This window comes from Pseudarthrobacter sulfonivorans (assembly GCF_001484605.1).
Classification (GTDB): Bacteria; Actinomycetota; Actinomycetes; order Actinomycetales; family Micrococcaceae; genus Arthrobacter; species Arthrobacter sulfonivorans_A.
This window is the reverse complement of the sequence record NZ_CP013747.1, coordinates 4,173,787-4,198,919: the sequence shown is the minus strand read 5'-3', so window position 1 is coordinate 4,198,919 and position 25,133 is coordinate 4,173,787. Positions and strand designations below refer to the sequence as shown.

At 66.1% G+C, this 25,133-nt stretch carries 22 protein-coding genes and 1 pseudogene; 13 read left to right on the top strand and 10 right to left on the bottom strand.

All coding sequences use genetic code 11. The annotated features are described in order from the left end of the window. Positions 1-34: 34 nt before the first annotated feature. The 4 genes from AU252_RS19055 to AU252_RS19040 all read left to right on the top strand — a co-directional run bounded on the left by AU252_RS19055 (position 35) and on the right by AU252_RS19040 (position 6,550). Positions 35-1,537, top strand: coding sequence for a malate:quinone oxidoreductase (locus AU252_RS19055; protein WP_058932068.1), 1,503 nt, complete (start codon positions 35-37; stop codon positions 1,535-1,537). Between the two features lie 83 nt (positions 1,538-1,620). Continuing rightward, positions 1,621-4,857 carry an efflux RND transporter permease subunit gene (locus tag AU252_RS19050; RefSeq protein WP_058932067.1) on the top strand — a complete coding sequence of 1,079 codons (3,237 nt, stop codon included), beginning with the start codon at positions 1,621-1,623 and terminating at the stop codon, positions 4,855-4,857. A 113-nt stretch (positions 4,858-4,970) separates the two neighbouring features. Then, on the top strand, positions 4,971-6,080 hold the full coding sequence (locus tag AU252_RS19045) for an LLM class flavin-dependent oxidoreductase (protein WP_058932066.1): 1,110 nt from the start codon (positions 4,971-4,973) through the stop codon (positions 6,078-6,080). Next, positions 6,080-6,550 carry a MarR family winged helix-turn-helix transcriptional regulator gene (locus tag AU252_RS19040; RefSeq protein WP_058932065.1) on the top strand — a complete coding sequence of 157 codons (471 nt, stop codon included), beginning with the start codon at positions 6,080-6,082 and terminating at the stop codon, positions 6,548-6,550. The genes AU252_RS19045 and AU252_RS19040 overlap by 1 nt, the downstream gene beginning before the upstream one ends. Positions 6,551-6,612: 62 nt before the next feature. Here AU252_RS19040 and AU252_RS19035 read toward each other — a convergent pair whose 3' ends face one another. Both AU252_RS19035 and AU252_RS19030 read right to left on the bottom strand, forming a co-directional pair. Beyond that, positions 6,613-7,419, bottom strand: a complete 807-nt coding sequence (locus AU252_RS19035; protein WP_058932064.1) for a transglutaminase-like domain-containing protein — start codon at positions 7,417-7,419, stop codon at positions 6,613-6,615. Positions 7,420-7,489: 70 nt separating this feature from the next. Continuing rightward, positions 7,490-8,305: a hypothetical protein gene (locus AU252_RS19030; protein WP_058932063.1), complete on the bottom strand. Its 816-nt coding sequence runs from the start codon at positions 8,303-8,305 to the stop codon at positions 7,490-7,492. Positions 8,306-8,399: 94 nt separating this feature from the next. Between AU252_RS19030 and AU252_RS19025 the strand changes: the two genes are divergently transcribed. Genes AU252_RS19025 through AU252_RS19015 form a run of 3 tightly spaced genes read left to right on the top strand, consistent with a single transcriptional unit; the run spans position 8,400 to position 10,468 of the window. Continuing rightward, entirely contained in the window at positions 8,400-9,062 is a 663-nt protein-coding gene (locus AU252_RS19025; protein WP_058932062.1) for a DUF1684 domain-containing protein, read from the top strand. A 48-nt stretch (positions 9,063-9,110) separates the two neighbouring features. After that, positions 9,111-9,959: a fumarylacetoacetate hydrolase family protein gene (locus tag AU252_RS19020; RefSeq protein ID WP_058932061.1), complete on the top strand. Its 849-nt coding sequence runs from the start codon at positions 9,111-9,113 to the stop codon at positions 9,957-9,959. Between the two features lie 17 nt (positions 9,960-9,976). Beyond that, positions 9,977-10,468, top strand: coding sequence for a GtrA family protein (locus AU252_RS19015; protein WP_058932060.1), 492 nt, complete (start codon positions 9,977-9,979; stop codon positions 10,466-10,468). On the opposite strand, the gene AU252_RS19010 is transcribed toward AU252_RS19015, so the two are convergent. The 6 genes from AU252_RS19010 to AU252_RS18985 all read right to left on the bottom strand — a co-directional run bounded on the left by AU252_RS19010 (position 10,465) and on the right by AU252_RS18985 (position 17,004). After that, positions 10,465-11,619, bottom strand: coding sequence for a cysteine desulfurase family protein (locus AU252_RS19010; protein ID WP_058932059.1), 1,155 nt, complete (start codon positions 11,617-11,619; stop codon positions 10,465-10,467). The two genes, AU252_RS19015 and AU252_RS19010, sit on opposite strands and share 4 nt — an antisense overlap. Before the next feature lie 7 nt (positions 11,620-11,626). After that, entirely contained in the window at positions 11,627-12,499 is an 873-nt protein-coding gene (nadC, locus tag AU252_RS19005; protein ID WP_056349292.1) for a carboxylating nicotinate-nucleotide diphosphorylase, read from the bottom strand. After that, positions 12,492-14,300, bottom strand: coding sequence for an L-aspartate oxidase (locus tag AU252_RS19000; RefSeq protein ID WP_058932058.1), 1,809 nt, complete (start codon positions 14,298-14,300; stop codon positions 12,492-12,494). Before AU252_RS19000 ends, nadC begins: the two co-directional genes overlap by 8 nt. Before the next feature lie 39 nt (positions 14,301-14,339). After that, the gene (gene nadA, locus AU252_RS18995; protein ID WP_058932057.1) at positions 14,340-15,662 is read right to left on the bottom strand and encodes a quinolinate synthase NadA; all 1,323 of its coding nucleotides are present in this window, start codon (positions 15,660-15,662) and stop codon (positions 14,340-14,342) included. Further along, the gene (locus AU252_RS18990; RefSeq protein WP_058933059.1) at positions 15,659-16,369 is read right to left on the bottom strand and encodes an NUDIX hydrolase; all 711 of its coding nucleotides are present in this window, start codon (positions 16,367-16,369) and stop codon (positions 15,659-15,661) included. The genes nadA and AU252_RS18990 overlap by 4 nt, the downstream gene beginning before the upstream one ends. A 155-nt stretch (positions 16,370-16,524) precedes the next feature. Then, positions 16,525-17,004 carry an Lrp/AsnC family transcriptional regulator gene (locus tag AU252_RS18985; protein WP_058932056.1) on the bottom strand — a complete coding sequence of 160 codons (480 nt, stop codon included), beginning with the start codon at positions 17,002-17,004 and terminating at the stop codon, positions 16,525-16,527. Between the two features lie 175 nt (positions 17,005-17,179). Between AU252_RS18985 and AU252_RS18980 the strand changes: the two genes are divergently transcribed. From AU252_RS18980 to AU252_RS18960, 5 genes and pseudogenes are all read left to right on the top strand, one after another. After that, positions 17,180-18,559, top strand: coding sequence for an amino acid permease (locus AU252_RS18980; RefSeq protein WP_058932055.1), 1,380 nt, complete (start codon positions 17,180-17,182; stop codon positions 18,557-18,559). A gap of 28 nt (positions 18,560-18,587) precedes the next feature. Beyond that, positions 18,588-18,788: pseudogene (locus AU252_RS18975) on the top strand (biotin/lipoyl-containing protein); the annotation flags it as partial. A 4-nt stretch (positions 18,789-18,792) separates the two neighbouring features. After that, complete coding sequence (locus AU252_RS18970) at positions 18,793-19,620, top strand: alpha/beta fold hydrolase (protein ID WP_058932054.1); 828 nt, start codon at positions 18,793-18,795, stop codon at positions 19,618-19,620. A gap of 83 nt (positions 19,621-19,703) precedes the next feature. Further along, a complete protein-coding gene (locus AU252_RS18965; protein WP_083510476.1) occupies positions 19,704-20,585 on the top strand; it encodes a serine hydrolase in 882 nt (293 codons plus the stop codon). Positions 20,586-20,676: 91 nt separating this feature from the next. Further along, positions 20,677-21,324, top strand: coding sequence for a phosphoribosyltransferase (locus AU252_RS18960; protein ID WP_058932053.1), 648 nt, complete (start codon positions 20,677-20,679; stop codon positions 21,322-21,324). Positions 21,325-21,410: 86 nt separating this feature from the next. Here the strand turns inward: AU252_RS18960 and AU252_RS18955 are convergent, their stop codons facing one another. After that, positions 21,411-22,745, bottom strand: a complete 1,335-nt coding sequence (locus tag AU252_RS18955; protein WP_058932052.1) for an MFS transporter — start codon at positions 22,743-22,745, stop codon at positions 21,411-21,413. A 301-nt stretch (positions 22,746-23,046) separates the two neighbouring features. On the opposite strand from AU252_RS18955, the gene AU252_RS18950 reads away from it, so the two are divergent. After that, positions 23,047-23,772 (top strand): IclR family transcriptional regulator, encoded by a 726-nt coding sequence (locus tag AU252_RS18950; RefSeq protein ID WP_058932051.1) that lies wholly within the window; start codon positions 23,047-23,049, stop codon positions 23,770-23,772. Between the two features lie 42 nt (positions 23,773-23,814). Here AU252_RS18950 and AU252_RS18945 read toward each other — a convergent pair whose 3' ends face one another. Next, positions 23,815-25,119, bottom strand: a complete 1,305-nt coding sequence (locus AU252_RS18945) for an MFS transporter (protein ID WP_083510475.1) — start codon at positions 25,117-25,119, stop codon at positions 23,815-23,817. Positions 25,120-25,133 lie beyond the last annotated feature (14 nt).

Below are 25,133 nucleotides of genomic sequence, written 5' to 3'. Positions count from 1 at the left end.
TGACAGCCAGAGCCGCTGCTATCGGAGACTGATTGTGACCTTCATATCCAAGACCCAACATGCCGACGTCGTACTGATTGGCGGCGGCATCATGAGCGCCACGCTCGGGGCATTCATCAAGCAGCTTGAACCGAACTGGACCATCTCCCTGTTCGAACGTCTGGACCAGCCCGGGCTGGAAAGCTCCGACCCCTGGAACAACGCAGGAACGGGCCATGCCGCCCTGTGCGAGCTGAACTACTCCCCCGCAGCCAAAGACGGCTCGGTGAACCCGGCCAAGGCCCTGCTCATCAATGAACAGTTCCAGCTGTCCCGCCAGTTCTGGTCCCATCTTGTGGAAGAATCCCTGATCGGCTCGCCGAAGGGCTTCATCAACACCGTCCCGCACATGAGCTTTGTCATCGGCGAGGACAACACCAGATTCCTCAAGACCCGCTACCAAGCGCTCAAACCCCACACGCTGTTCCGCAGCATGGAGTACTCCGAGGACCACGCCCAGATCGCCAAATGGGCGCCGCTGATCGTCAAGGGCCGCGACGCGAAGCAGCGTATCGCCGCCACCCGGGCAACCGAGGGGACCGACGTCGACTTCGGGGCACTGACCCGTGAGCTCACCACCTACCTCGGGAACAACGGCGTCGAAATCAATTACGGCCATGACGTCAGCGGCATCTCCAAGGCGTCCGACGGCGGCTGGGACCTTTCGATCAAGCACCCGGCTTCCGGGGAACACGGCAAGATCCACGCCAAGTTTGTGTTTGTGGGCGCCGGCGGCGGCGCCCTGCACCTCCTCCAGGCCTCCGGCATCCCGGAGAGCAAGGGCTTCGGCGGATTCCCCGTGTCCGGCCAGTTCTTCCGCTGCACCGACGAGAAACTTGCCGCCCAGCACAGCGCCAAGGTCTATGGCCAGGCTTCGGTGGGCGCGCCGCCCATGTCAGTCCCGCACCTTGACACCCGGTACGTCGACGGGAAGCGTTCGCTCCTGTTCGGCCCCTATGCCGGCTTCTCCACCAATTTCCTGAAGAACGGCTCGTACCTTGACTTGCCACTGTCCATCCGGCCCAGCAACATCATCCCGATGCTTGCAGTCGCCAAGGACAACATGGACCTCACCGCGTACCTCGTCAAGGAAGTTGCCAAGCGCCACGGGGACAAGGTGGAAGCGCTGCGCGAGTACTACCCCGAAGCCAAGGACGGCGACTGGGAGTTGATCACCGCCGGCCAGCGTGTGCAGATCATCAAAAAGGACCCGAAGCGCGGCGGCGTGCTGCAGTTCGGCACGGAAGTCATCGCCGGCCGCGACGGCACCATCGGGGCGCTTTTGGGTGCGTCGCCCGGCGCATCCACAGCGGTGCCCATCATGATTGAGCTGCTGCAGAAGTCCTTCCCCAAGGACTTCAAGGGCTGGCAGGGCAAGCTCAAGGACATGATGCCGGGCTACGGCGTGAAGCTGGATGAGAATCCGGATCTTGCTGCCGAACTCGAGACGGCAACGGCCAAGGCATTGCAGCTGGAGAGCATTTCCGCCAACCACTGACGCCCGGCATTCCGTCCGGCCGGCAGGCCCGGCTGGACGGTCCGGACCGCAGGAGTCCGTCAACCCCACAGGAGAGACCCGCGATGTTCCGGCTGGCACAACTTTCATTGGCAAACCGGGCGCTGATCGCGCTGATCACCGTCTTCGCGACGGTGTTCGGCGTGATCACCATGTCATCGCTGAAACAGGAACTCATCCCCTCCATTGAGTTCCCCCAGATCACCGTCCTCTCCGCCATGCCCGGCGCCTCGCCCGAAGTGGTGGACAAGCAGGTCAGCGCACCGCTCGAAACCGCCCTGAACGGCGTCGAAGGCCTGGAGTCCACCTCCTCGACGTCACGCAACGGCGTCTCGCAGATCTCCATGGTGTTCACCTACGGGACAAACCTCGACCGCGCCCGGAACCAGATCGACCGGGCCATCTCCAACGCCAAGCGCTCCCTGCCGGAGGACGTGCAGCCGCAGGCCATCGCGGGCAGCATCAGCGACTTCCCCATCGTGTTCCTGGCAGTGTCCTCGGACAAGCCCCTCAGCGAACTCAACGCCGACCTGGCACGCCTCTCCGTTCCCCGGCTCCAGAAGATCGACGGCGTCCGGGGAGCCGACGTGACCGGCGGCGCCACCCAGCACATCGAGATCATCCCCCGGCCCGAGGCGATGGCCGCCAAAGGCACTACGATCGAGTCCATCCGGAACGCCCTCTCCAACAACGGCGCGCTGATCCCGGCCGGGACCATCCAGGAGCAGGGCAAGACGCTATCCCTCCAGATCGGCAGCCCGGTGGATTCCCTGGACGCCATCAAGGCACTCCCCCTGGGTGGAGCCAAGGATGCCGCGACCATCGGCACGGTGGCCGACGTCAGCCTGCAGGATGACGAACGGACCTCCATCACGCGGACCAACGGCCAGGAAACGCTGGCGGTGTCCGTGACCAAGAAGCCCGAGGGCGACACCGTGGGAATCTCCCACGCCGTGAACGACTCGTTGGCGGCCCTTGAGGCCGACCTGGGGTCCAACGCAAAGTTCACGGCGGTGTTCGACCAGGCCCCGTTCATCGAGAAGTCCATCAAGGACCTCACCACCGAGGGCCTGCTCGGGCTGGGCTTCGCTGTCGCCGTCATCCTTGTTTTCCTGATGTCAGCCCGCTCCACCCTTGTTACCGCGGTCTCCATTCCACTGTCGCTGCTGATCACGTTCATTGGCCTGTCCGCGACGGGCTATTCACTGAACATCCTGACCCTGGGCGCGCTGACCATTGCGATCGGCCGGGTGGTGGACGACTCGATTGTGGTGATCGAAAACATCAAACGCCACCTCAGCTACGGGGAGGAGAAAGTCCCCGCGATCCTCACCGCAATCCGGGAGGTGGCCGGCGCAATCACCGCCTCCACCTTGACCACCGTGGCGGTCTTCCTGCCCATTGCCTTCGTGGGCGAGCTCGCCGGCGAACTCTTCCGGCCCTTCGCCCTGACAGTCACCATGGCGCTGCTGGCATCCCTGCTGGTATCGCTGACCATCGTTCCGGTCCTGGCCTACTGGTTCCTCAAGAGCCCCGCCGGTTCCGCCGCCGCTGGTTCGCCCGATGCCCGCGAAACTGCCGCCCGGCTTGCTGCCGCCGCCCGTGCCCTGGCACAGGAAGCCGAACAGAAAAGCCGGCTGCAGCGTGCCTACCTGCCGGTCCTCAGCAAGACCCAGAAGCACCCGGTGCTGACCCTGGTCGCCGCCGTTCTGGTGCTCGGCGCCACGGCCGCCATGACGCCGCTGCTGTCCACCAACCTCCTCGGCGATTCCGGCCAGAACAGCCTGACTGTCCGCCAACTGATGCCAGCGGGCACAAGCCTGGCCGACACCAGCGCCGCCGCCATCAAGGTCGAGGACGTCCTCCGCGGCATCGAGGGTGTCAAGAATGTCCAGCTCACCTCCGGAAACGCGCAGGCAGGTTTTGCCGCCCTGACGTCTTCCGGAGCCGCCAACTCCACGTTCACGGTGGTGACGGATGAAAAGGCCAATCAGGCAAAGCTCCAGGAAACCGTCCGGACCGAAGTGGGCAAGGTGGCCGGTTCCGGGAAAATTACCGTCGGCACGCAGCAGGGTGGCTTCGGGACATCCTCCACGGTGGACATCACCATCAAGGCGGCAACGTCCGAGGACCTCCGCACAGCCAGTGACGCCATGGTTCAGGCCATGACCGGCGTGCCGGAGACCAGCGAGGTGACAACCAACCTCGCGGCCAGCCAGCCGGTGGTCCAGGTCAAGGTTGACAGGGCCAAGACCGCGGCAGCCGGACTGAACGAGGAACAGGTAGCCGGCGTCCTGGCTGCCACCATCAGCCCCATCCCCGCCGGTACGGTCCGGATCGACACCAACGATTTTCCGGTCCAGATCGGCAAGGGCACCCGGTTCACCAGCATCGACGCGGTGCGCAACATCGCACTCCCTGCATCCGGCGCCCCCGTCACCCTGGGCAGCATCGCGTCCGTGGAACAGGTGGACGTGCCGGTCTCCATTACCGCCAGCAACGGCCAGCGGACCGCCAAAGTGTCAGTCACGCCGTCGGGCTCCAACCTCGGTGCGGTGAACGCAGAGGTGCAGAAGCGCCTCACGGAGGTCAGCCTCCCCGCAGGGGTCACCGCCGAACTCGGCGGCGCCACCACCCAGCAGGCCGAGTCCTTCCAGCAGCTGGGCCTGGCGCTCCTCGCCGCGATCGCGATTGTCTATGTCATTATGGTGGCCACCTTCAAGTCGCTGATCCAGCCCCTGATCCTGCTGGTGTCCGTTCCCTTTGCCGCCACCGGCGCCGTGGCCCTGCTGCTGGCCACGGGCGTTCCGCTGGGCCTGCCGTCGCTGATCGGCATGCTGATGCTGGTGGGCATTGTGGTTACCAACGCCATTGTGCTTATCGACCTCATCAACCAGTACAGGCAGCCACGGGACGGCCGCGGCGGGATGAGCGTGGCGGACGCAATCACCCATGGCGCGAGGCAGCGGCTCCGCCCCATCCTGATGACCGCGCTGGCCACCGTTTTCGCCCTGACACCCATGGCGCTTGGCCTGACCGGGGGCGGCGGCTTCATTTCCCAGCCGCTGGCCGTGGTGGTGATCGGCGGCCTGGTTTCTTCCACGGCGCTGACGCTGGTGCTGGTTCCCGTGCTGTACCGGCTCGTGGAGGGACGGCGGGAGACAAAAGCACTGCTCCGTGCCATGCAGCAGCGCCCGGAGTTTGCGGCGGCCGACGACGTCGATGCCGAGTTCCGCGACTGGACCACCGGCATGGTGCCCCGCGTCAGTGGCCGCCGTGCCGCTCCGGGCGACCCCCTGTAACACCTGGAATATTCTGGCCGGGGAGGCGTTATAGCCGTCGATACATGCAAACGCATGAAAATCGGGTATAGTGGAAGCAAGCCCAGAGAAGCCCAGGAAACGGAAGGCACACCATGCAGATCGGCGTATTCAGCGTCAGTGACATCACCACTGACCCCACCACCGGCCGGACCCCCACGGAGAACGAACGCATCAAGGCGGCCGTGGCGATCGCCAAAAAAGTCGAGGAAATCGGCATGGATGTCTTCGCCCTCGGCGAGCACCACAACCGCCCGTTCTTCTCGTCCTCGCCCACCACCACGCTCGCGTACATCGCAGCGCAGACCGAGCGGATAACCCTCTCCACTGCCACCACGCTGATCACCACCAACGATCCGGTCAAGATCGCCGAAGACTTCGCCATGCTGCAGCACCTGGCCGACGGCCGCGTGGATCTGGTCCTGGGCCGCGGCAACACCGCTCCGGTGTACCCGTGGTTCGGCAAGAACATCCAGGACGGCGTGGAACTGGCCATCGAGAACTACAGCCTGCTGCGCCGGCTGTGGGACGAGGACACGGTGAACTGGTCCGGCAAGTTCCGGACCCCGCTGCAGAACTTCACGTCCACCCCGCGCCCGCTCGACGGCGTGGCCCCCTTTGTGTGGCACGGCTCCATCCGCACGCCGCAGATCGCCGAAGTGGCCGCCTACTACGGCGACGGCTTCTTCGCGAACAACATCTTCTGGCCCAAGGAGCACTACCAGCAGCTGATCAGCCTCTACCGTGAGCGCTACGAGCACTACGGCCACGGCAAGGCGGACCATGCCATCGTGGGCCTCGGCGGCCAGTTCTTTATGCGGAAGAACTCCCAGGACGCCGTGAAGGAATTCCGGCCCTACTTCGACAACGCGCCCGTCTACGGCCACGGCCCGTCGCTGGAGGACTTCACCTCCCAGACACCGCTCACCGTGGGCAGCCCGCAGGAAGTCATCGAAAAGACCCTGACGTTCCGCGAGTACTTCGGCGACTACCAGCGCCAACTGTTCCTGATCGACCACGCAGGCCTGCCCCTGAAGACAGTGCTGGAGCAGCTTGACCTGTTCGGCGAGGAGGTCCTCCCGGTCCTCCGCAAGGAATACGCGGCCCTCAAGCCCGCCCACGTCCCGGATCCGCCCACGCATGCCGGCCGCGTGGCCGCGCTGATGGCTGCACCGGCGCCTGAGACTGCCCCATCGGAGGCGTGATGGCTGCCGACGGAAACGAATCACCCATCCGCCTGGCCGCGGAAACGTGGGAATCCCTGTTCCGGGCGCAAGTTGCGGTCATGCGGAGGCTGCAGGCCGGGGCTGCCTTCCGAAAGGTGGCCATCAACGAGTACGATGTCCTGTTCACGCTGTCCCGGTGTCCGTCCGGCTGGCTCCGGCTCAATGAACTCAATGACCATGTCCTGCTGAGCCAGTCGAGCCTCAGCAGGCTGGTTGAGAGGCTGGAGAAGCGCGGGCTCGTGGTCCGGATGGCTGCCCCGGACGACGGCCGCGGCGTGCTGCTGAAGCTCACCGAGGAAGGGTCCGCCCTCCAGAAGGAGATCGGCCGGGAGCACGTGCGGGACATCTCCAGTCTGGTGGGGCCGGCCCTGACGGCTGCCGAGCAGAGGGAACTCCAGCGACTGACCGAGAAACTCCGGCATTCCGTGGGAGCGCGGCCGGCAAAGTAACTGGCTGGGAAATATCCGGCCGGGAAGTAACTGCCCGCCAGTAACCGGGCCGTGCGGGAATCTCAGCCCAGCATGACCAGCTTGGCCGGATCTTCCGGCGGCAACTGGCCGTTGACCACGGCGCTGACGCGGAGCTCGTTCAGTGTCAGGCGCCCGCCAACGGTGGACAGGAACGCGGTGTCGGACGAGTCCCGGCCGGCGGTGATCCGCACCATCGACTCCCGCGGGGCCAGCCCCGTGGGGTCGATGACGTGCCAGGCGCCATTGACATGGGCCTCGGCTACCGCGTGAAAATCCATGGGGCTCAGCCCCGGCGCGTACACGGCGGTGAGCCGGGCGGGGACGTCCTTGGAACGCAGCAGGGCGATGGCCAGGTGCGCGAAGTCCCGGCACACTCCCCTGCGGTGCAGGAGGGTTTCCACGGCGCCGTCAGTTCCCCTGGAGGAACCGCTGATGTACCGCAATTCCCCGAAGACCCAACTCCGCACGGCCTGGAGCAGTTCGGCACCGTGCAGGCCGCCGAATTCGGCATAGGCCGTGGGCAGGAGCCGGTCCGACTCCGCGTAGCGGCTTGGCCGCACGTAGCGGATGAGCTCAGTCAGAGTGGCTTGTTCGGGAACGGCCTGCCCTGCCACAGTCGCTGAGTACTCAACGGTGACCTCGGCGGGTTCAGTGAACTCCATATAGTGCAGGCGGCCGCCATGATGGTCCGCGAGTTCCTGCAACGGAACCGGCTGACCGTCGGCCGTGACAGTCAGGGATTCATCAAACGAGGTATAGCCGGGATTCCTGGCTACAGCGATGGCCAGGGCTGCCTTCGTGTCGGCGATGGTCCTGAAAACCATACGTGCTGAAACGGTGCGTTCCATGTATCTCCGGGGTGTGAGGTAGTGGCAGAACTTCCCGCGCTGGCCCGGGGTTGAGGGGCAAGGGGCAGGACTAGTTTTTGATCTCCAGAGACATTAGCATCCGTTGGACGTTCGCGAATTCCGAGCTCTCGTCCACGTACTTTTCGGCCTGGCCCAGGGTGTCAAACGCCTTCGCCGGGGCCACCTTCTCATCCGGGGCGAAGGCCCTCAGGACTCCGAGGTCACCGAACGAGTAGTCCCCTTTTCCTGCCGGGCCACGGACCACATTCCGCAGTTCGCAGGCCTGGCCGTCAGCCCCGCCCACAATGTTGGTGATGCCGTAGGAACCGAAGTAGCGGTAGCCCTGGATGACGCGGAACACCACGTGCGGGGCGATGGTGCCTTCCCCCGTCAGGCTGGGAAGCTCCACCGGCACGCTGCTGATCACAACGTACGGTTTCCGGGCAGTCTCGGGGCACTCGGACGACGACGGCGGCAGTCCTGTCCGCAGCGTGGCCACCACCGTGCCGTCCTGCTTTTTCACCTCGATCTTCAGGGCACCCGGCAATGTCCCGTCCTCGGGCGTGACGGACTGGGCGATCCATTCCTCCGGCAGGTCGAAGCTGACGGTCTTCGCCGGATCGGTAAAGGTCTTCCAGGCAGCAGCTGTTGCAGCCGGGCCGGGTGCTGCGGACGTCGAGGCGCCCGCTGTGGCAGAAGGATCCGACGACGGGGACCCCGTAGCGCCGGCGGTTGAGCTCGTGCTGGCGCCAGAGCTGGCCGATGTGTCCGGCTGCGCCGTCCACGCTGAACCGCTGTTACCAGGCGCGCTGCAGCCGGCCGCCAGTCCACCGGCCATCAGCAGCGCTACCGTCCGCACTCCCCACATTGCCGCCTTGTGTGTCATGCAGCCAGCCTATCGGCGGGCGACGGTGGACAAGGGCCGGAGCCTCGTGTCGCCGTCGGACATTCCCCGCGCGCAAGGTACTAGGCTGGTGCCTATGGCGGATGAGCAGTACGGCGCGGACCTTGAGAGCCTGGCGGACATCTCCGCCATCGACATTGCGGACTGGCGGCTGCGGACGTTTGCGCTGTACGACACGGTACGGAAGGTTGCCGCTGAAGATCCGGCGGAGGCCCATTCCCTGTGGCGGCATGAACGCGACCGGATGTTCGCAACGCATCCGGCCTCGGCCCTCAGCGCTAGGGACAAATCGCAGTTCTCCGGCCTGAAAACGGCCGATTACGATCCCATCTACCGCTTCTATGTGCCGCTGACCCTTGAGGGAGCCGGCCGGGAAATGACCGTGGAAACCGCCACCGACGGCGTGGTCCGGTTTGTCCGGCTGGGCACGTTCGATCTTCCCGAGCTGGGCCAGCTCGGCGTGTGGAAGCTGCACGGCTACGGCGGCGGGATCTTCGTTCCGTTCCGGGACGCCACGGCCGGCCAGCCCGGTGGAACCTACGGCGCCGGCCGGTACCTCCTGGACACCATCAAGGGCGCGTTCCACGGGGTCCATGGCTCGGGGGCGGGCGCGGAGTTTGTCCTGGACTTCAACTTTGCCTACAACCCGTCCTGCGCGTACAACGAGGCTTGGGCCTGCCCGCTGCCCGGCCCGTCCAACCGCCTGGCCGTGGAGATCCCGGTGGGCGAGCTGTACTGAGCCTGCCGGAGCCGGCCACCGGCCAGCCGGAGGACGTAGGATGTCATCATGACTGCCAGCGCTCCCCGCCGCCTTGCCCGTGTCCGCCCCCTGTCCCCGGCTGTTGCCGACGAGCACTTCTTCGTGGCCAATGACGCCCCAGACTTCGGCTCCGACGCCGGCCGGTCCTGGACAGTCGTTGAATCCCCTTTCGGGGCGTCCCGTCCAAACGCCAACCACCCGGCCCGGCCCGGCTGGGAAACCGGCACTGTAGTGGACCAGGACTCGTTCACGTTCCTGGCGCCGTCGGTCCCCCTCAACGTCTTCGGCATGGCGCACAACACCGGCCAGGCCGGCCGGGACCTCCCGCCGCAGGCCTTTCACAAGGCGGCATCGAGCGTGATCGGCCCGGATGACGCCATTGAACTGAGCTCAACGGTGGGCTACGTGGACCCGGAAGCGGAACTGACCGTCGTCGTCGGGCGCACCGTCCGTGGCCTGACGCTGGAAACCGCCCGGAGCGCCATCCTTGGATTCACCATCGGCAACGATGTCTCGGCCCGCGATCTGCAGAAGTCGGACGAGCTGTGGATCAGCGCCAAGAGCCAGGACACCTTCACTCCAGTGGGCCCCTGGATTGTGACGGACCTCGACGACTCGGACCGGTCCATCAGCATCGTCCACAACGGCGCCGAGCTGAAGGCCGCCAGCAGCACCGATCTCGGCTGGAAGGTGGACGAAATCATGGTCTACCTGACGTCCTTCATGACCGTGCACGCCGGCGATCTGGTCCTGACGGGCTTCCCCGCCGAGTGCGCCCGCATCCACCCCGGAGACACCGTGGTGTGCCGCGTGGAGGGCATCGGCGAGCTCAGCAACCCGGTCAAGGCGGCGTCCTGGGAGGAACCACCGGCCTGATATGTCAGGCTTGACCCATGGAGACCCCTGCTGCGCCCGCCGCCCAGCTGACGCAGCAGCCCACGCGCGGTGCGCCGGCCACCAAGCATTACCGCGGAATGTTCAGGTTTCCGCTGGTGCGGCAGCTCCTCCGCTTCACGGGCGTCGGCATCATCTGCACCGCCACCTCCCTGGCGCTCTATGCGTTGCTGCGCCCCTGGCTGGGACCGCAGCTGGCCAACGCGGCCGCCCTGGTGCTGACGTCTTTGATGAACACGGCACTGAACCGCAGGCTGACGTTCAAGATCTCCGGGCAGCGCCGGATGGCCCGCGACCACCTGAACGGCGTGATCGTCATCGCCGTGGCGCTGGTCATCACAGGCGGCAGCCTGGGCGTGCTGCATTGGCTGCACCCGGACGCCACCGTGTCCGATGAGCTGTGGACCACCACTCTGTCGGGCTTCGTGGCCACCGCCGTGCGGTTCACGATGCTGCGGCACTGGATCTTCCGCCGCGCCCGCCACATCTAGCGACCGAGGGTCCGGACGCTCCCGACGGCGGTGCCCACGGCTGCCGCTGCCTGCTCCAGTTCCTCGGATGTCACGGTCGAAGTGAAGCTGAACCGCACAGCTGTCTGCGCGACCTCGGCGTCGTAGCCCAGCGCGGTCAGCACCGGCGACGGCGCATCCGAGCCAGCGGCGCATGCCGAACCACTCGAGCACACCACACCCTGCCGCTCCAGCTCCAACAGCACGGATTCTCCGCTGGTACCGGGGAAACAAAACGACGCTACTGACGGCAGCCGTTCCGTGCGGTGCCCGGTGAGCAGGGCACCGGGCACCGTGTCCAGGATGGTGGCGATGAAGCGTTCGCGGAGCCCTGCCACCCTCGCGGTCAGTTCCGGCCGTTCGGCGTGGGCGAGCGTCAGGGCGGTGGCCAGCGCCACCGCACCGGCCACGTTTTCGGTTCCCGACCGCCGGCCGCGTTCTTGGCCGCCGCCGTGCACCAGGGGCTCCACACGGGTCCGGCCGCGGAGGTACAGCACGCCGCAGCCCTTGGGTGCGCCGAGCTTGTGGCCGGAAATGCTCAGGGCATCCACGCCCAGCGCCTTGACATCCAGGGGCAGCCAGCCGGCGGCCTGGACGGCGTCGGTATGGAACGGGATGCCCATCGCGGTGGCCACTGCAGCCAGTTCCGCAACCGGCTGGATGGTGCCTACTTCGTTGTTCGCGTACATAATGCTGACGACGGCGGTCTCGGGCCGGAGCACGGCGGCGAGCGCCGCGGGCGCCACCCGGCCGGCGCTGTCCACGGGAACCACATCAACGGCGAAGCCGTGGAACCGCTCCAGGTACCGGGCGGACTCTTCCACGGCGGGATGTTCGACGGCGCTGATCACCACGCGGTTCAGCGACGGATCCGCGGCCTGCCGGGCCAGGGCGATGCCCTTCACGGCCAGGTTGTCCGCCTCCGTACCGCCCGAGGTGAAGGTGACCTCACCCGGCCGGCAGCCGAGCACCTTGGCCACGGCGGCGCGGGCGCCTGCGAGCGCCGACGCAGCGGCCTCGCCCAGGGTGTGGTGGCTGGAGGGGTTGCCGAACTCGCCGCTTAGGTAGGGCCACATGGCCTCGAGGACTTCGCGGCGGACGGGCGTGGTGGCGGCGGCGTCGAGGAAGATCATGGCCGAATCAGCCGGCCCTCAGTTCGACGTCAAGGCCCAGGTCCAGGGCAGCCACGCTGTGCGTGAGGCCACCGATGGAGATGACGTCAACGCCCGCGGCCGCGATGTCCGCCACGGTGCCGAGGTTGACGTTGCCACTGGCTTCCACAATGGCCCGCCCGGCCACCTGCCGCACGCCGGCCCGGAGCTCATCGATGGTGAAGTTGTCCAGCATGATGGTGTCAACGCCGGCGGCGAGGACAGGCTCGATCTGCTCGGCGCTGTCCACCTCCACCTCGAAGTGCGTGGTGTGCCCCAGCTGGGCCTTGGCCGCGACAAGCAGGGCGGTGAGCTTGGCGGGGTCGCCGCCGGTCATGACGGCCAGGTGGTTGTCCTTGGCCAGCACGGCGTCGGACAGGCTGTAGCGGTGGTTGGCTCCCCCGCCGCAGCGCACCGCGTAGCGCTCCAGCACCCGCAGGCCGGGGGTGGTCTTGCGGGTATCGGTGATGCGCGCTTTGGTACCTTCGACAAGCTCCACGAATTCCGCGGTCTTGGTGGCGATGGCGCTCATGCGCTGGACCAGGTTCAGCGCGACCCGTTCGGCCAGAAGCACGGAGCGGGCGCTGCCCCTCACCCGCGCGAGATGAGTGCCGGCGTCGAACGCTTCACCGTCTGCAAGCAACAACTTCACGTCCGTCTCCGGATCAATGAGCTTCATGGCGTCGCGGAAGACGGTTCCGCCGCTGAACACGCCGGGCCCGCGGGCGTTGAGCACGGCGGTGGCCCGGGCCTCCGCCGGGATCAGCAGCTGGGAGGTGATGTCACCACTGGGCGCGTCCTCGGCGAAGGCCCGCTCCAGGATGTCCCGGACGGGTGCTGCGGGGAGGGTCAGGCTAGTCATTAACGAGGCTCGCTTTCCGGCTCATGGTGTAACGCTTGTCAAAATGTTCGACGGCGGCATCCGCGGGCACGCTGTCGCTGCGGTAATGCGCCCCCAAGGATTCCCGCCGCTCCCGCGCGGCGTGCACCAACAGCTGCGCAGCCAACAAAAGATTGGCATCCTCATGCTCCCGAGGATCGAGGGAATCAGGAACATTCTCAGAGGGTTCGACGACGGCCCAGGAGCCAAGAGTGGCCCCCGCCTCCCGCAACAACCCGCCATCCCGCAAAACCCCAGCGTTAGCAGTCACCAACCGCCGAAGAGCAACCCGAGAAAACGGCCCCGCATCAGCAAAGGATGTTTCCATGGGCCCAGCCGACGGAACCATTTCAAACTGCCAGGAAATGGACGCTGACGCGTCGTTAAGCATCACCGGCAGTTCCGGAGGTCCCGATAGCGCCGTTGTTGCGTGAGCGGCCGGACCGGCCGCCGAGCTTGCGAGGCGATCGCCGGTGCGAGGCGAGAGCGCAGGCGCCGAGGGATCTGTGGAACTGCCGGCCAGGAACGCAACAACAGCCCGCCGCCCAAAGACAAGTCCCTCAAGAAGGGAGTTACTGGCAAGCCGATTAGCCCCTTGAACGCCGGTGCAAGCAACCTCACCGGCGGCAAGCAACCCAGGCACCGAGGTCCGCCCGTAGAGGTCGGTATGGACCCCGCCCATCCAGTAGTGCGCGGCTGGGGCCACGGGGACGAGTTCGCGGGTCCAGTCGACGCCGGCTTCGCGGGTGCGTTGGGTGATGGTGGGGAACCGCTTGGCCAGGTAGCCCACGCCCCGCCGGGCCTCGACCACCATGGCGTCAAGGAACACGTGCCCGTTGGGATCACCGAGGGTGGCCAGGTGCAGGGCGATACTGCGGGAGACGACGTCGCGCGGGGCAAGTTCTGCGTCGGCGTGGTAGGCGGGCATAAAACGTTCGCCGAGTGCGTCCAGCAGGATGGCGCCTTCGCCGCGGACGGCTTCGGAAATCAGGAGCGGTTCGGTGCCGTTGCCGGCTGCCTCAAGGGCATCGGCCGGCAGCACCATGCAGGTGGGGTGGAACTGGAAGAACTCCAGGTCCGCCACGGCGGCTCCGGCCCGCCAGGCGAGCGCCAGCCCGTCGGCAGTTGCCACGGCAGGGTTGGTGGTCTGGGCGAACAGCTGGCCCGCTCCCCCAGTGGCCAGGAGCACGGCATCACCGTGGACGCCGAGTTCCCGCCCGTCATGGAGGAAATTCACGCCTGCCACACCGCCTTCGCTCTGCGACAGGGAGATGACCTGGGCGTGCCCGATGACCTGGATCCGGCCAGCGGCCTGCGCATCCAGGACAGTCCTGATGAGCGCTCTGGCCACGCCGGCACCGGTTGCGTCGCCGCCGGCGTGCAGGATCCGCGGCGCGGAATGTGCGGCCTCGAGACCCAGTGAGGGGTCGCCGTCGTCGTCCATGTCGAAACGCACGCCGAAGCGTTGCAAGCCGGCGATATCCAGGCGGGCCTCCGTGCAGAGGACGCGGACAGCCTCCTCGTCGCAGTGCCCGGCCCCGGCCTTCAGTGTGTCTGCGATGTGCGCGGCCACAGTGTCCCCGGGCGCGGGCTCGTCGAGGACGGCGGAGATGCCGCCTTGGGCGTAGTACGTGTTGCTGTCCGCGAGCGCGCCCTTGGTCAGCAGCACCACTTCGGCGCCGGCATCGGCGGCAAGCAACGCGGCGTACAGTCCCGCGATGCCGCTCCCGACGACGATCAGCCGCCGGGGTGCCGGACCACCGGCTGGGCTCTCTGCGCTCATGTGGGGCTCGTTTCGGTTTCCGGTGTTACAGGAGTTGGACTACAGCGGACGCGATGCGAGCATGCGCTCGAGCGCGGTCTTGGCGTTGTCCTGGACGGAATCGTCCACGCTGATGCGGTTGACGATGCGGCCTTCGACGAGTTCCTCCAGGACCCAGGCGAGGTAGCCGGGGTGGATGCGGTACATCGTGGAGCAGGGGCAGATCACCGGGTCCAGGCAGAAGATGGAGTGCTGGGGGTACTCGGCCGCGAGCCGGTTCACCATGTTGACTTCCGTGCCGATCGCGAAAGTGGTCGGTTCGGTGGCGGCTGCGATGGCCTTCTTGATGAAGTCGGTGGAGCCGGCGGAATCGGCGGCGTCCACCACCTCCATGGGGCACTCGGGGTGCACAATCACGTTGACGCCGGGGAACTCGGCGCGGGCCTTTTCGATCTGCCCGACGTTGAAGCGCTTGTGGACCGAGCAGAAGCCGTGCCAGAGGATCACGCGGGAATCGAGCAGGGCCTGTTCGTCGTTGCCGCCCAGTTCCTTGCGCGGGTTCCACATGGGCATCTGCTCCAGCGGCACACCCATGGCTTTGGCGGTGTTGCGGCCCAGGTGCTGGTCGGGGAAGAAGAGGACCCGTTGGCCCCGTTCGAAGGCCCATTCCAGGACCACTTTGGCGTTGGAGGAGGTGCAGACGATGCCGCCGTTCCGGCCGCAGAAAGCCTTCAGGGCGGCGGAGGAATTCATGTAGGTGACAGGAATGACCGGAACCCGCCCCTCGGCGTCGGCCTCGGTACCGAAAATCTCTTCGAGCTGTTCCCAGCACTCCTCCACGGAGTCGGTGTCCGCCATGTCCGCCATGGAGCAGCCGGCAGCGAGGTTGGGCAGGATGACGGCCTGTTCCGGGGTGGAGAGGATGTCCGCGGTCTCGGCCATGAAGTGCACGCCGCAGAAGATGATGGCCTCAGCGTCGGGCCGAGTGAGGGCGGCGTTGGCCAGCTGGAAGGAGTCGCCCACAAAGTCGGCGTACTGGATGACTTCGTCGCGCTGGTAGAAGTGGCCCAGGATCACTGCCCGGTCCCCGAGCTTTTTCTTGGCCGCGCGGATACGGACATCGAGCTCGGCATCGCTGGCGAGCTTGTATTCCTCCGGAAGCTGGCCCTGGCGCGGCGTGGCGGCCGGGGCAACGTCCGCGCTGGAGGCGCCGGGTCCGTAGGCAGGGGCACCCGCGAGGGCTTCGGCAAGGTCGTATTCCCACGGGCCCTTGGCGAGCGCCGGGCTGCAGGTGGCCGCTGTTTTGCCTGCTGCCGCGCTTCGGGCCGCGCTTTCGGCTTGTTCGCGCGTGATCAGCTGGATGGCTGTGTTGACGCTGCTCATGGTGTGCTCCTGTTATCGGGGTCAAGGCCGGGACGGCCGGTGAAGCGGTAAAGACGTGGCGGGCGGTGCTTGCCGCCCTGGAGGTATTCGCCGGTTTCTTCGATCTCCGGCGTGGATTTGAGCTGGCGGCGGAAGTTGGCCGGGTCCAGCCGGGTGTCCAGGACGGCTTCATAAACTTCCCGGACCTGGGCGAGCGTGAAGTACTCCCCCAGGAAGTGGTAGGCCACGGAACCGTAGGCCAGCTTGTTCCGCAGGCGCCGGAGCGCGTACTCAACAATGGCGTTGTGATCGAAGGCCAGGTCCCCCACCTTGTCTGCCCGGAACCACTTCACGTTCTCCGATTCGTCGGCCAGGGCGGCCTCGGTGGGCTGAACCAGCGCCCAGTACACGATCGACACCACGCGCTGGGTGGGTGAGCGGTGCAGCCCGCCGAACGCGTAGAGCTGCTCCAGGTAGCTCGGCGTCAGTCCGGTGGTTTCCCGGAGGTTCCGGGACGCGGCATCCTGCAGGGATTCAACGTGCGTCAGCGGTCCGCCCGGAAGGGCCCAAAGGTCCTTGTACGGCTCGCGAATCCTGCGGACCAGGGGAAGCCAGAGCGTAGGCCGGCCGGAGGACTCGCTGGGCCGCAGGGCGAAGATGACGGTGGAGATCGCGAGCGAGGGTGCAGCGGTGGCCCGTTCGGCGACGTTCGCTGAGCTGCTGTACACGGTCACTCACCCGCTCCCTGCTTCTGCGCATCATTGCAATCTTAGTTATAGTCATTTTGACTAGAACTGATTCTACGGCCACCTTCCTCTGATTCAAAATGTTTCGCCGCCCCGCGCGACTGGACGAAGGCTCCTTGGGCGGGTCCCCGGAGACCTTACTCCGACTGCCTGGCGGCCGCGGCTTCGAGCAGCTTCAGCGTCCTGCCCTGGAAATGGGTGTTGAGGACAATCACGGACGACGCGCGGAGCACGGTCCTGGTGGCGATCATCGCATCCAGAACACGCTGCAGGTCCGGATTGGACCGCGCGGCGATCCTCGCCATAAGGTCCGAACTGCCGGAAACGGTGTGGACCTCGATCAGTTCCGGGATCGGGGCCAGCGCCTCGGCCACTGCACCGTGGCCCAGGTCCTGGTTGATGGTCAGCGAGCAGAAGGCCACCACAGGGAAGCCGAACTTGGCGGGGTCAGGCCGGGGCACCCACGAGCTGATCACGCCGGCCTCCGTCATCCTGTCCAGCCTCGACTGGACGGTGGCGCGGGCAACGCCCAGAACCCTCGAGGCCTCCAGCACCGAGCCCCTCGGACTGTCGGTAAAGAATCGGACAATTGTGGCATCGAGGGTATCCACGTTCATACAATCTCCTTCATGCACCGCCATGGGGTAAGCAAGTTGCTAGCCAATAGTCGTCCTAGTGACTCAAAGTGCCACCATCGTTCCACAACCGTTGCCCGCGGGCCAGCGACTTAGGCGGTAAATTCAAGTGGTCCCTGCGGGGGCACCAACCCCAACCCCAAGAAGGTTCTCAGGCATGACATCGAAGTCCACGGCAGTGCGGCCGGAATCCCACCTCGGCCACACCATGAAACCCCGGCAGCTCACCATGATGGGACTGGGCAGCGCCATCGGCGCCGGCCTGTTCCTGGGTTCGGGGGCCGGAATCCAGGCCGCGGGGCCTGCCGTGCTGATCTCGTACCTGGTCGCCGGGACGCTCATCATCCTGGTGATGTGGGCACTGGGCGAAATGGCCGCTGCGAATCCCACCAGCGGCGCGTTCTCCGTCTACGCCGAGCGGGCGCTCGGAAAAACCGCCGGCGCCACCGTGGGCTGGCTGTGGTGGCTCCAGCTGGTGGTGGTCATCGCCGCGGAAGCACTCGGCGCCGCGGGCCTGCTGTTTTCGGTCTGGCCGGCTATCCCCGTCTGGGCCCTGGCCCTGACCTTCATGGTCGTGTTTACGGCCATCAACCTCACGGGCGTCAAAAACTTCGGCGAGTTCGAATTCTGGTTCGCCATCCTGAAGGTTGCCGCCATTGTGGCGTTCCTGGCGGTGGGGGCGGCCCTGCTGCTGGGCCTCCTGCCCGACGTAGCTTCGCCCGGACTCGCGAACATCACCACTGATTTTGCTCCCGCCGGGCTTGGCGGAGTCGCCACGGCATTGTTCGTGGTGATCTTTGCCTTCGGCGGAACCGAGATCGTGGCCGTGGCCGCCGCGGAAACGGAGGACCCGGAGCACAGCGTGGGCAAGGCGATCCGGACGGTGTTGTGGCGCATCCTGGTCTTCTACATCGGGTCGGTTTTTGTCATCGCGGCCGTCCTGCCGGTCTCCTCCGAAGGACTCGCCTCGCCATTTGCCGGCGTGCTCGACGCGGCCCGGATCCCGGGCGCCGGCACGGCGATCACCCTCGTTGCCGTCGTCGCACTTCTCTCTGCACTGAACGCCAACCTCTACGGCGCGTCCCGCATGGTGTACTCGCTCGCCGAACGCGGCGAGGCTCCCCGGTTCCTGGCCAGGCTCAGCGGCGCCAGCGTGCCCATGCTGGCGGTGGGCGTGTCCGTGGCGTTTGGTTTCTTCGCCACGGTTCTGGAGCTGCTGTTCCCGGACCGGATCCTGCCGGCCTTGTTCCAGCTGGTCGGATCCACGTGCCTGGTGGTCTGGGGCACGGCCCTTGTTTCGCAGCTGATCCTCCGGCGCCGGGCGGACCGGGAAGGTGCCGAACTTCCGCTGCGGATGAAGGGTTTCCCGGGCCTGACTATCTGCGGATTGGTCCTCCTGGGCCTGATCTTCGCCATCGGGTTCAGCGCGGAAAGCAGCCGCGGACAGCTGCTGAGCACGTTCGTTCTGGTTGCCTGCCTCGCGGCGGCCTGCTGGCTCGGTGCCCGGCTCACCACCCGCGATCGCCAACCAAAGTAAGTGGCAGCAGATGTCGTCATGAGCCCTCAAATCCGCTGTTGAACTGCCCAGTCCGCAGGCAGGTAAAGTGGTCCGTATCTTCTGTGGGGCAGGCGACAGGATCAATGTCGGCGAACCCCTGATCGTGTTCGAGGTGCCGGACAACACCGCCGGAATCGTGGGCACGGTCCCGAAGGACGAGGCACCGACGCGCCGGGTCCGCCTGAGCGCCGTACTTGATGAGGACTGACACCATGAGCGGCAGGCACACCGGCGAGATGCATTCCCACACCGTTGAGGGCACGGACCCTCAACTTTTTGTGGAGGTGCACGACCCCCAGAACGACGCCGGACTGCGCCCTGTGCTGCTGCTGCACGGCTTCTCCTCTTCCAGCAAGCTCAACTGGCATGACACCGGCTGGGTGGCGGCCCTGCTGGAGGCTGGCCGCCGCGTCATCACCGTGGACCTGCCAGGACACGGCCGCAGCGGCGCCCCCGAAGACATGGACTCCTACTCCCCCAGCCGGATCCGCGCAGATCTGCTGCAGATAGCGTTCGACGCCGGCGTGCGGCCATTGCACGACGGTGACCCCACCAGCGGGATGGACGTTGTGGGCTATTCCTTGGGCGCCCGGCTCGCCTGGGAATTCGGCGCCACCCAGCCCGAGATCGTCCACCGCCTGGTCCTGGGCGGACCGAACATCGCCGATCCGCTGGCAGCCTTTGACCTCATCGCCGCCCAGAACTACCTCGCAGACGGAACCCCCATCGCGGACGAGTCAACGGCCGGCCTGCTCAAGATGGCCATGCTCCTGCCGAGCAACAACATCTTCGCGCTGCTGTCCCTTGTGGATGCCATCAAGGCCGAGCCCTTCGATCCTGCCGAAGCCGTTCCCCACATGCCGATGCTTCTTGTGGCCGGCGACCAGGATGAACGTGCGGCCACCATGCCCCAGCTCGCCGAACTCGGAATCCGGGCAGGGTCCATGGCTGAACAGCTGACGTTGCCCGGGCGAAACCACACCAACGCCATCACCAGCCGCGCATTCAAACAGGGCGCCATCGCTTTCCTGGGGGTCTGATCACTGCGGGCTGATCCCTGCGCGGCTGATCCCTGACAGGGATTTCATAGCTCCCGCATAGGTTCCGCTGCTTGGATCGTCAGATGCACGATCCTTCCCAGCCGCGCGCCCGCCGCACGATCGCCGCCCTACGCCGCCGTTCCGCCCTGGTGGCTGCCGCCGGTTTCCTTGCCGTGGTCCTGATCGCTGCCGCCTACGTGCTGGCGCCTGCCCGGCCCGTGCAGGGTGCGGCATCGCGCACATCAATTGGCATCGACACCTTTGCAAGCTCCGCTCCGATTGACGCGGGCCTGGACGCAGCCATCGATGCCATCATCGGCGCCAACAGCCAGTACCAGGTGGGTGTTGCGCTGATGGCTACAGACGGCGGGGACGTGCACCAGTACGGCGTAGAGGAACCGTTCGAGGCAGCGAGCACGGCCAAGATCCTGACCGCCGCGGCCTATTACCACCTCGTGGAGGAGGGTTCAGCGTCCCTCGATGATCGGCTGGGCGCGTTCGCTTCGGAGTTCCAGATCCAGGCGATGGTCCAGGACAGCAACAACGAATCGTGGAGCCTGCTGATGGACGCCGTGGGCCTTTCCGAACTTTCGGAGTACGCCGCCTCCATCGACGTCACGTATGACCCCGAGGTGAATACGCTTTCGACCGCCGAGATGGCCCATATCCTGGCGGAACTGTTCGAGGGCCGGCTCCTGGACCAGGAGCATACGGAGCAGCTCCTGTCCTACATGCAGGACACCAACTACGAAAACCTCATTCCGGCCGCAGTTCCGGACGGCGTCACCGTCTTCCACAAATACGGGCTGCTCGATGACGAACTCCACGACGCCGCCATCCTCTCGATGTCCTCCGGCAGCTACGTGCTGGTGGTTTTCACGAAGGGTGCCGACCTGAGCGACATCCCTGAACGGACGGTGGTGATCCAGGAAATCACCAAGGCTGTTACCGCCGCCCTCTCGTAACTGAGCAGCGGTGGGAGGAAGTATCCCCGGTTCCCGGCGCGGTAGCAGAAGGTAGGCTGGAAGCGGGGCGGAGACAGCCGGAGAGGGAACAATGAGCACGCGTTTTGAAGACCGCACCGATGCCGGTGAACGGCTGGCGGCGGTGCTCACGCAGTTCCGGGAACGCCCCGACACCATCATCCTGGGGCTGGCCCGCGGCGGCATCCCTGTGGCCGCCGCGGCTGCCAAGGCCCTGTACCTGCCACTCGGCGCCGTTCTGGTCCGGAAACTCGGCATCCCCGGCCACGACGAAACAGCGTTCGGTGCGCTGGCCTGGTCGGGAGGCCGGATAGTGCGCCTGCTCAACCGCCCCCTGATCACCCGCATTCTGGACCACGGCGTCCGCCGGGAGTGGCTGGACGAAGTGGAGAAACGCGAGAGGGCCGAGCTGCTCCGCAGGGCCGCGACTTACCCGGGGATCAACAACGACCTCACCGGTCAAACAGTTCTACTGCTCGACGACGGCCTGGCCACCGGAGCCACCATGCGCGCTGCCGCCGAGGCAGCCCGTTCCGGTGGTGCGGCACGCGTCGTCGCCGCAGCGCCGGTGGGTTCGGTGGAAGCCTACACGGCCGTGTCCCGCGTGTGCGACGCCGTGCTGTGCCTGCATCTGCCGGGCAAGTTCCGCGCCGTGGGCAGCTTCTACCGGCACTTCGAACAATTGGCTGATGAGGACGCCATCAGCCTGCTGAACCAGTAGGCCCGACGGCAACACCGGGCCCGAAAAGCCAAACGGCGGGTCCAGGCCAGATGGCCCGAACCCGCCGTTTTGCGATGCGTACAACTTTAGTGGTGGCTGCTGACGCCCAGCGGGTTGCCCTTCGTCTCCTTGGCAAGCAAAACCCCGACAGCCGAAATCACGCACAGGATCATGATGTAGATGCCGATGGATCCGGTCCATTTGGTGCTCTGCAGCAGAGTCTCGGCAATGGTTGCGGCGAAAGCACCACCCAGGATCGCACCGAACGCGTACCCGATGGAGATGCCCGAGTAGCGGACATTGGCCGGGAACATCTCGGCGTACATCGCCGACATGGGGCCGTAGGAGAGACCGAGTCCAATGGTCAGGACGAAGAGCGCCACGCCGTAAAGCCAGATGTTCCTGGTGTCGATCAGGGCAAACATCGGGATCATCCAGACGAAGATGATCGCATACCCGATCAGGAACGTCTTGACCCGGCCGATCCGGTCTGAGAGCCAGCCGCCGGCGAGCGTGAAGATCAGCCAGCCGAAGGAGGCGAGGGTGGTGGCGAGCAGGATTTCCGGGACCGGCATCTTCAGCGTCCTGGTGGCGTAGGAGATGAAGAAAGCGATCAACAGGTAGCCAGCGGCATTGTTGGCGATGAAGATCATGGTCGAGTAGAGGACTGGCCTCTTGTGGCTACGAATGAGCTCGCTGAGCGGCGCCCTGCTTTCGGCCTTTCGGGCCGCCATCTCCTGGAAGACGGGGCTCTCGGCCACGGCACGCCGGATCAGGTATCCCACCACAATCAGCACAATGGACAGCAGGAACGGAACCCGCCAGCCCCACGAAGCAAAATCTTCCTTAGACATGTTCGAGTTGAGTATGAAGAGCAGGCCGGTGGCCAGGATCATGCCGACCGGGACGCCGATCTGCGGGTACGCGCCGAACACGCCGCGCCGGCTCTTGGGGGCGTGCTCCACTGCCATCAGGGCAGCGCCGCCCCATTCACCGCCGGCGGAGAAGCCCTGGGCAATGCGGAGGATGATCAGCAGGATGGGGGCCCAGACGCCGATCTGCGCGTAGGTCGGCAGCATGCCGATCATAGAGGTGGCTGCGCCCATCATCAGGAGGGTGAAGACCAGCATGGCCTTGCGTCCGAGCCGGTCACCAAGGTGGCCGGCAACCACTGCACCCAGCGGGCGGAACAGGAAGCTGATGCCGATCAGCGCGAAGGACAGGATCTGGGCCAGGCCCGGATTGGATTCGTTCAGCGGAGCCAGGAACAGCGGGGACAGCAGGGTACCCGTCAGTTGCGCGAAGATGAAGAAGTCGTACCACTCGATGGTGGTGCCGACCAGCGTTGCTGCGAGGACCTTGCGTTCCTCGTGCTTGCTGCTCGGGCCCGCCTCGGAATCGACGCGTGAAGTTTCGGTCATTGGAACTCCGTGGCTTGGGGCAGCCTGGTTGGGATAACGGCTGCCGACAGTGGATTTAGGCCGTCCGATTTACTGATCGAACGGTCAGTTAGTATGACGTTACGCGAAGATGTGACGAAACGCACTATTTTTCTTGATTCTCCGCGCGGATAAGTTCCATAGTTGATGCGAGTCAGTTCCATAGTTGAACTTCCTTTTCGGAATCAGCACAGGGCTTTTCGAAATCCGCACACAGTCCGGATGTGGGAAGCACCGTCACGGCACCCGGGCAGCGCCCGTGCAGCCGCCTAGGATGGGACCCATGACGCCCACCGCAGTCCCCGCCGGAGCAGCTCAGGCTTCGCCTTCCCAGACCCTGTCGCGCGGAATCCGGGCGCTGGAAATCCTGGCGGCCGCGGAGACTCCCTTGACCATTGCGGAACTTGCCGACGCCATGGGGGTTCACCGTTCCGTGGCCTACCGGATCCTGCGGACCCTGGAGGACCACTCCTTGCTGGTGCGCGATGACGCGGGCAGAGTCCAGCCGGGGCCCGGGCTGGCTGTCCTGGCGCGGGGGGTTGCCCGCAACCTGCAGACGGCGGCCCTGCCGGAGCTGACGCAACTCGCCAACGCCCTAACTATGAGTGCCTTTGTGGCGGTCTGGGACCGCGATGACTGTGTCACGCTGGTTACCGTGGACCCGCGGCATACCGGTGCCGCCATTGTCCAACATCCCGGCTCCCGGCATCCCATCAGCGCGGGTGCCCCCGGCATTGCGATCCAGTCCGCCTATTCAGAGGCTGAGTGGCATACGGCTGCCCCGGGAATCCCTTACCGGCCCGAGGCGGGAACCGCGCGGCAGCTGGGCTTTGCCGCCAGCCACGATGAGGTCATCGCCGGCGTCTCTTCCGTGGCAGTTCCGGTCAGGGTCCCTGCCGGCCGGCCAGCCGCGCTGGCCGTCGTCTATATCCGGGCAGCCCAGAATCCGGACGAAATCGCCGCTGCCCTGATGGCGAGTGCCGCACGCATAGAGGCCCAGCTGGGCTGACCATTGCACACGCCGCCTGGCCATGACCAGCGCCTGGCTCGATCAGTGGCGTTTGCGGAGAATGACGGCGGCCGCGGCACCAAGCACCAGTAGGCCGCCGGCGGCAATCACAGGCACAAGGAAGGCGGCGTGGTAGCCGTGGGCCTGCGCCAGCTGGCCACCAACGGCGGCCCCCAGTGCGGTACCCGCCACGATCCCGCTTGCCAGAGCTGTCATCACAGTGCCCAGCTTTTCCGCCGGCGCCACCAGGCCTCCGATCGCGAAGACTGTGACCATCACGGGGCCCACGGGCAATCCCAGGACCAGAAGCACCGCAATCATGCCGCCCAACGATCCGGGCACCAGAAGCAGCAACGCGAGCATTGTCATGAGTGCCGCGCTGACCAGCCACCGGGCGGCGGGAGTGAAGCGCTGGGGCCAGTACGCCACGGACAGGGCTGCGGCGGCCGAACTCAGTCCCATGACCGCATACAGCAGTCCGGCGATTTCCGAGGTGGCGAAACTGGCGGAGAAGGAGCTCAAAGCCGTCTGGGCGGACCCGAAGAAAGTGCCCATGGCCACCATCGCCAGGACGGGCAGTGCGACGACGGCGGGAATCCTCGCTGCCTTGCGCGAAGCTGCGGAGCCCCGGTTCAGGGGAACCGCCTTGTGCGTGGAGTGCACGGCAAAGGCGGGCACCAGCGTGATGGTCATGGCTGCGGCCAGGGCCAACGGCAGCCAAGGGGCCACCAGGCTGGCCAGGATACCCACCAGAGCCGGTCCCAGCACGAACGTCAGCTCATCAGCCGTGCCTTCGTACGACAGGGCGGTGTCCAAATCCCTGCCGCCCTTCGCTCCCTTGCCCCGCGAAGTGAGCGCCATCCAGCGCACCCTGGCCAGCGGCCCTACCTGCGGGCAACTGGCCCCGGCAAGGAATGCGGCGGCGATCACGGCCACGGGAAAAGACCCGGCTTCGGGCGCAGCCCAAGCCGTCCCGATCAGGGCCAGGACAGCCAAAGTGTTGAGCACCGCCGCCACCAGGAGTACGGGCCGCTGCCCCCTGCGGTCTGCGAGGGCACCAAAAACCGGGGCGCCGAGGGCCGAGCCGATCCCCACAGCACCGGCCGCAGTGCCACCCAGCGCGTAGGAGCCGGTCACGGAGGTAACAAGCGTCAGGGCGCCGACAGTAAGCATGGCCAAGGGCAGCCGGGCGAACAGGCCCAGGGGGATAAAGCTGCGGCCTGCGAGGTGCGGGAGCCTGGCGAACCGCCCGGTGGGCGGAGCCAGCGCAGCGGAGGCTGTTGCAGCGGAGGCAGGCGCAATGTCAGGAGCGAGAGGCGCTTCCAGGGAAGCGGGCAGGGAGGACATTGTTGAAGAGTTCA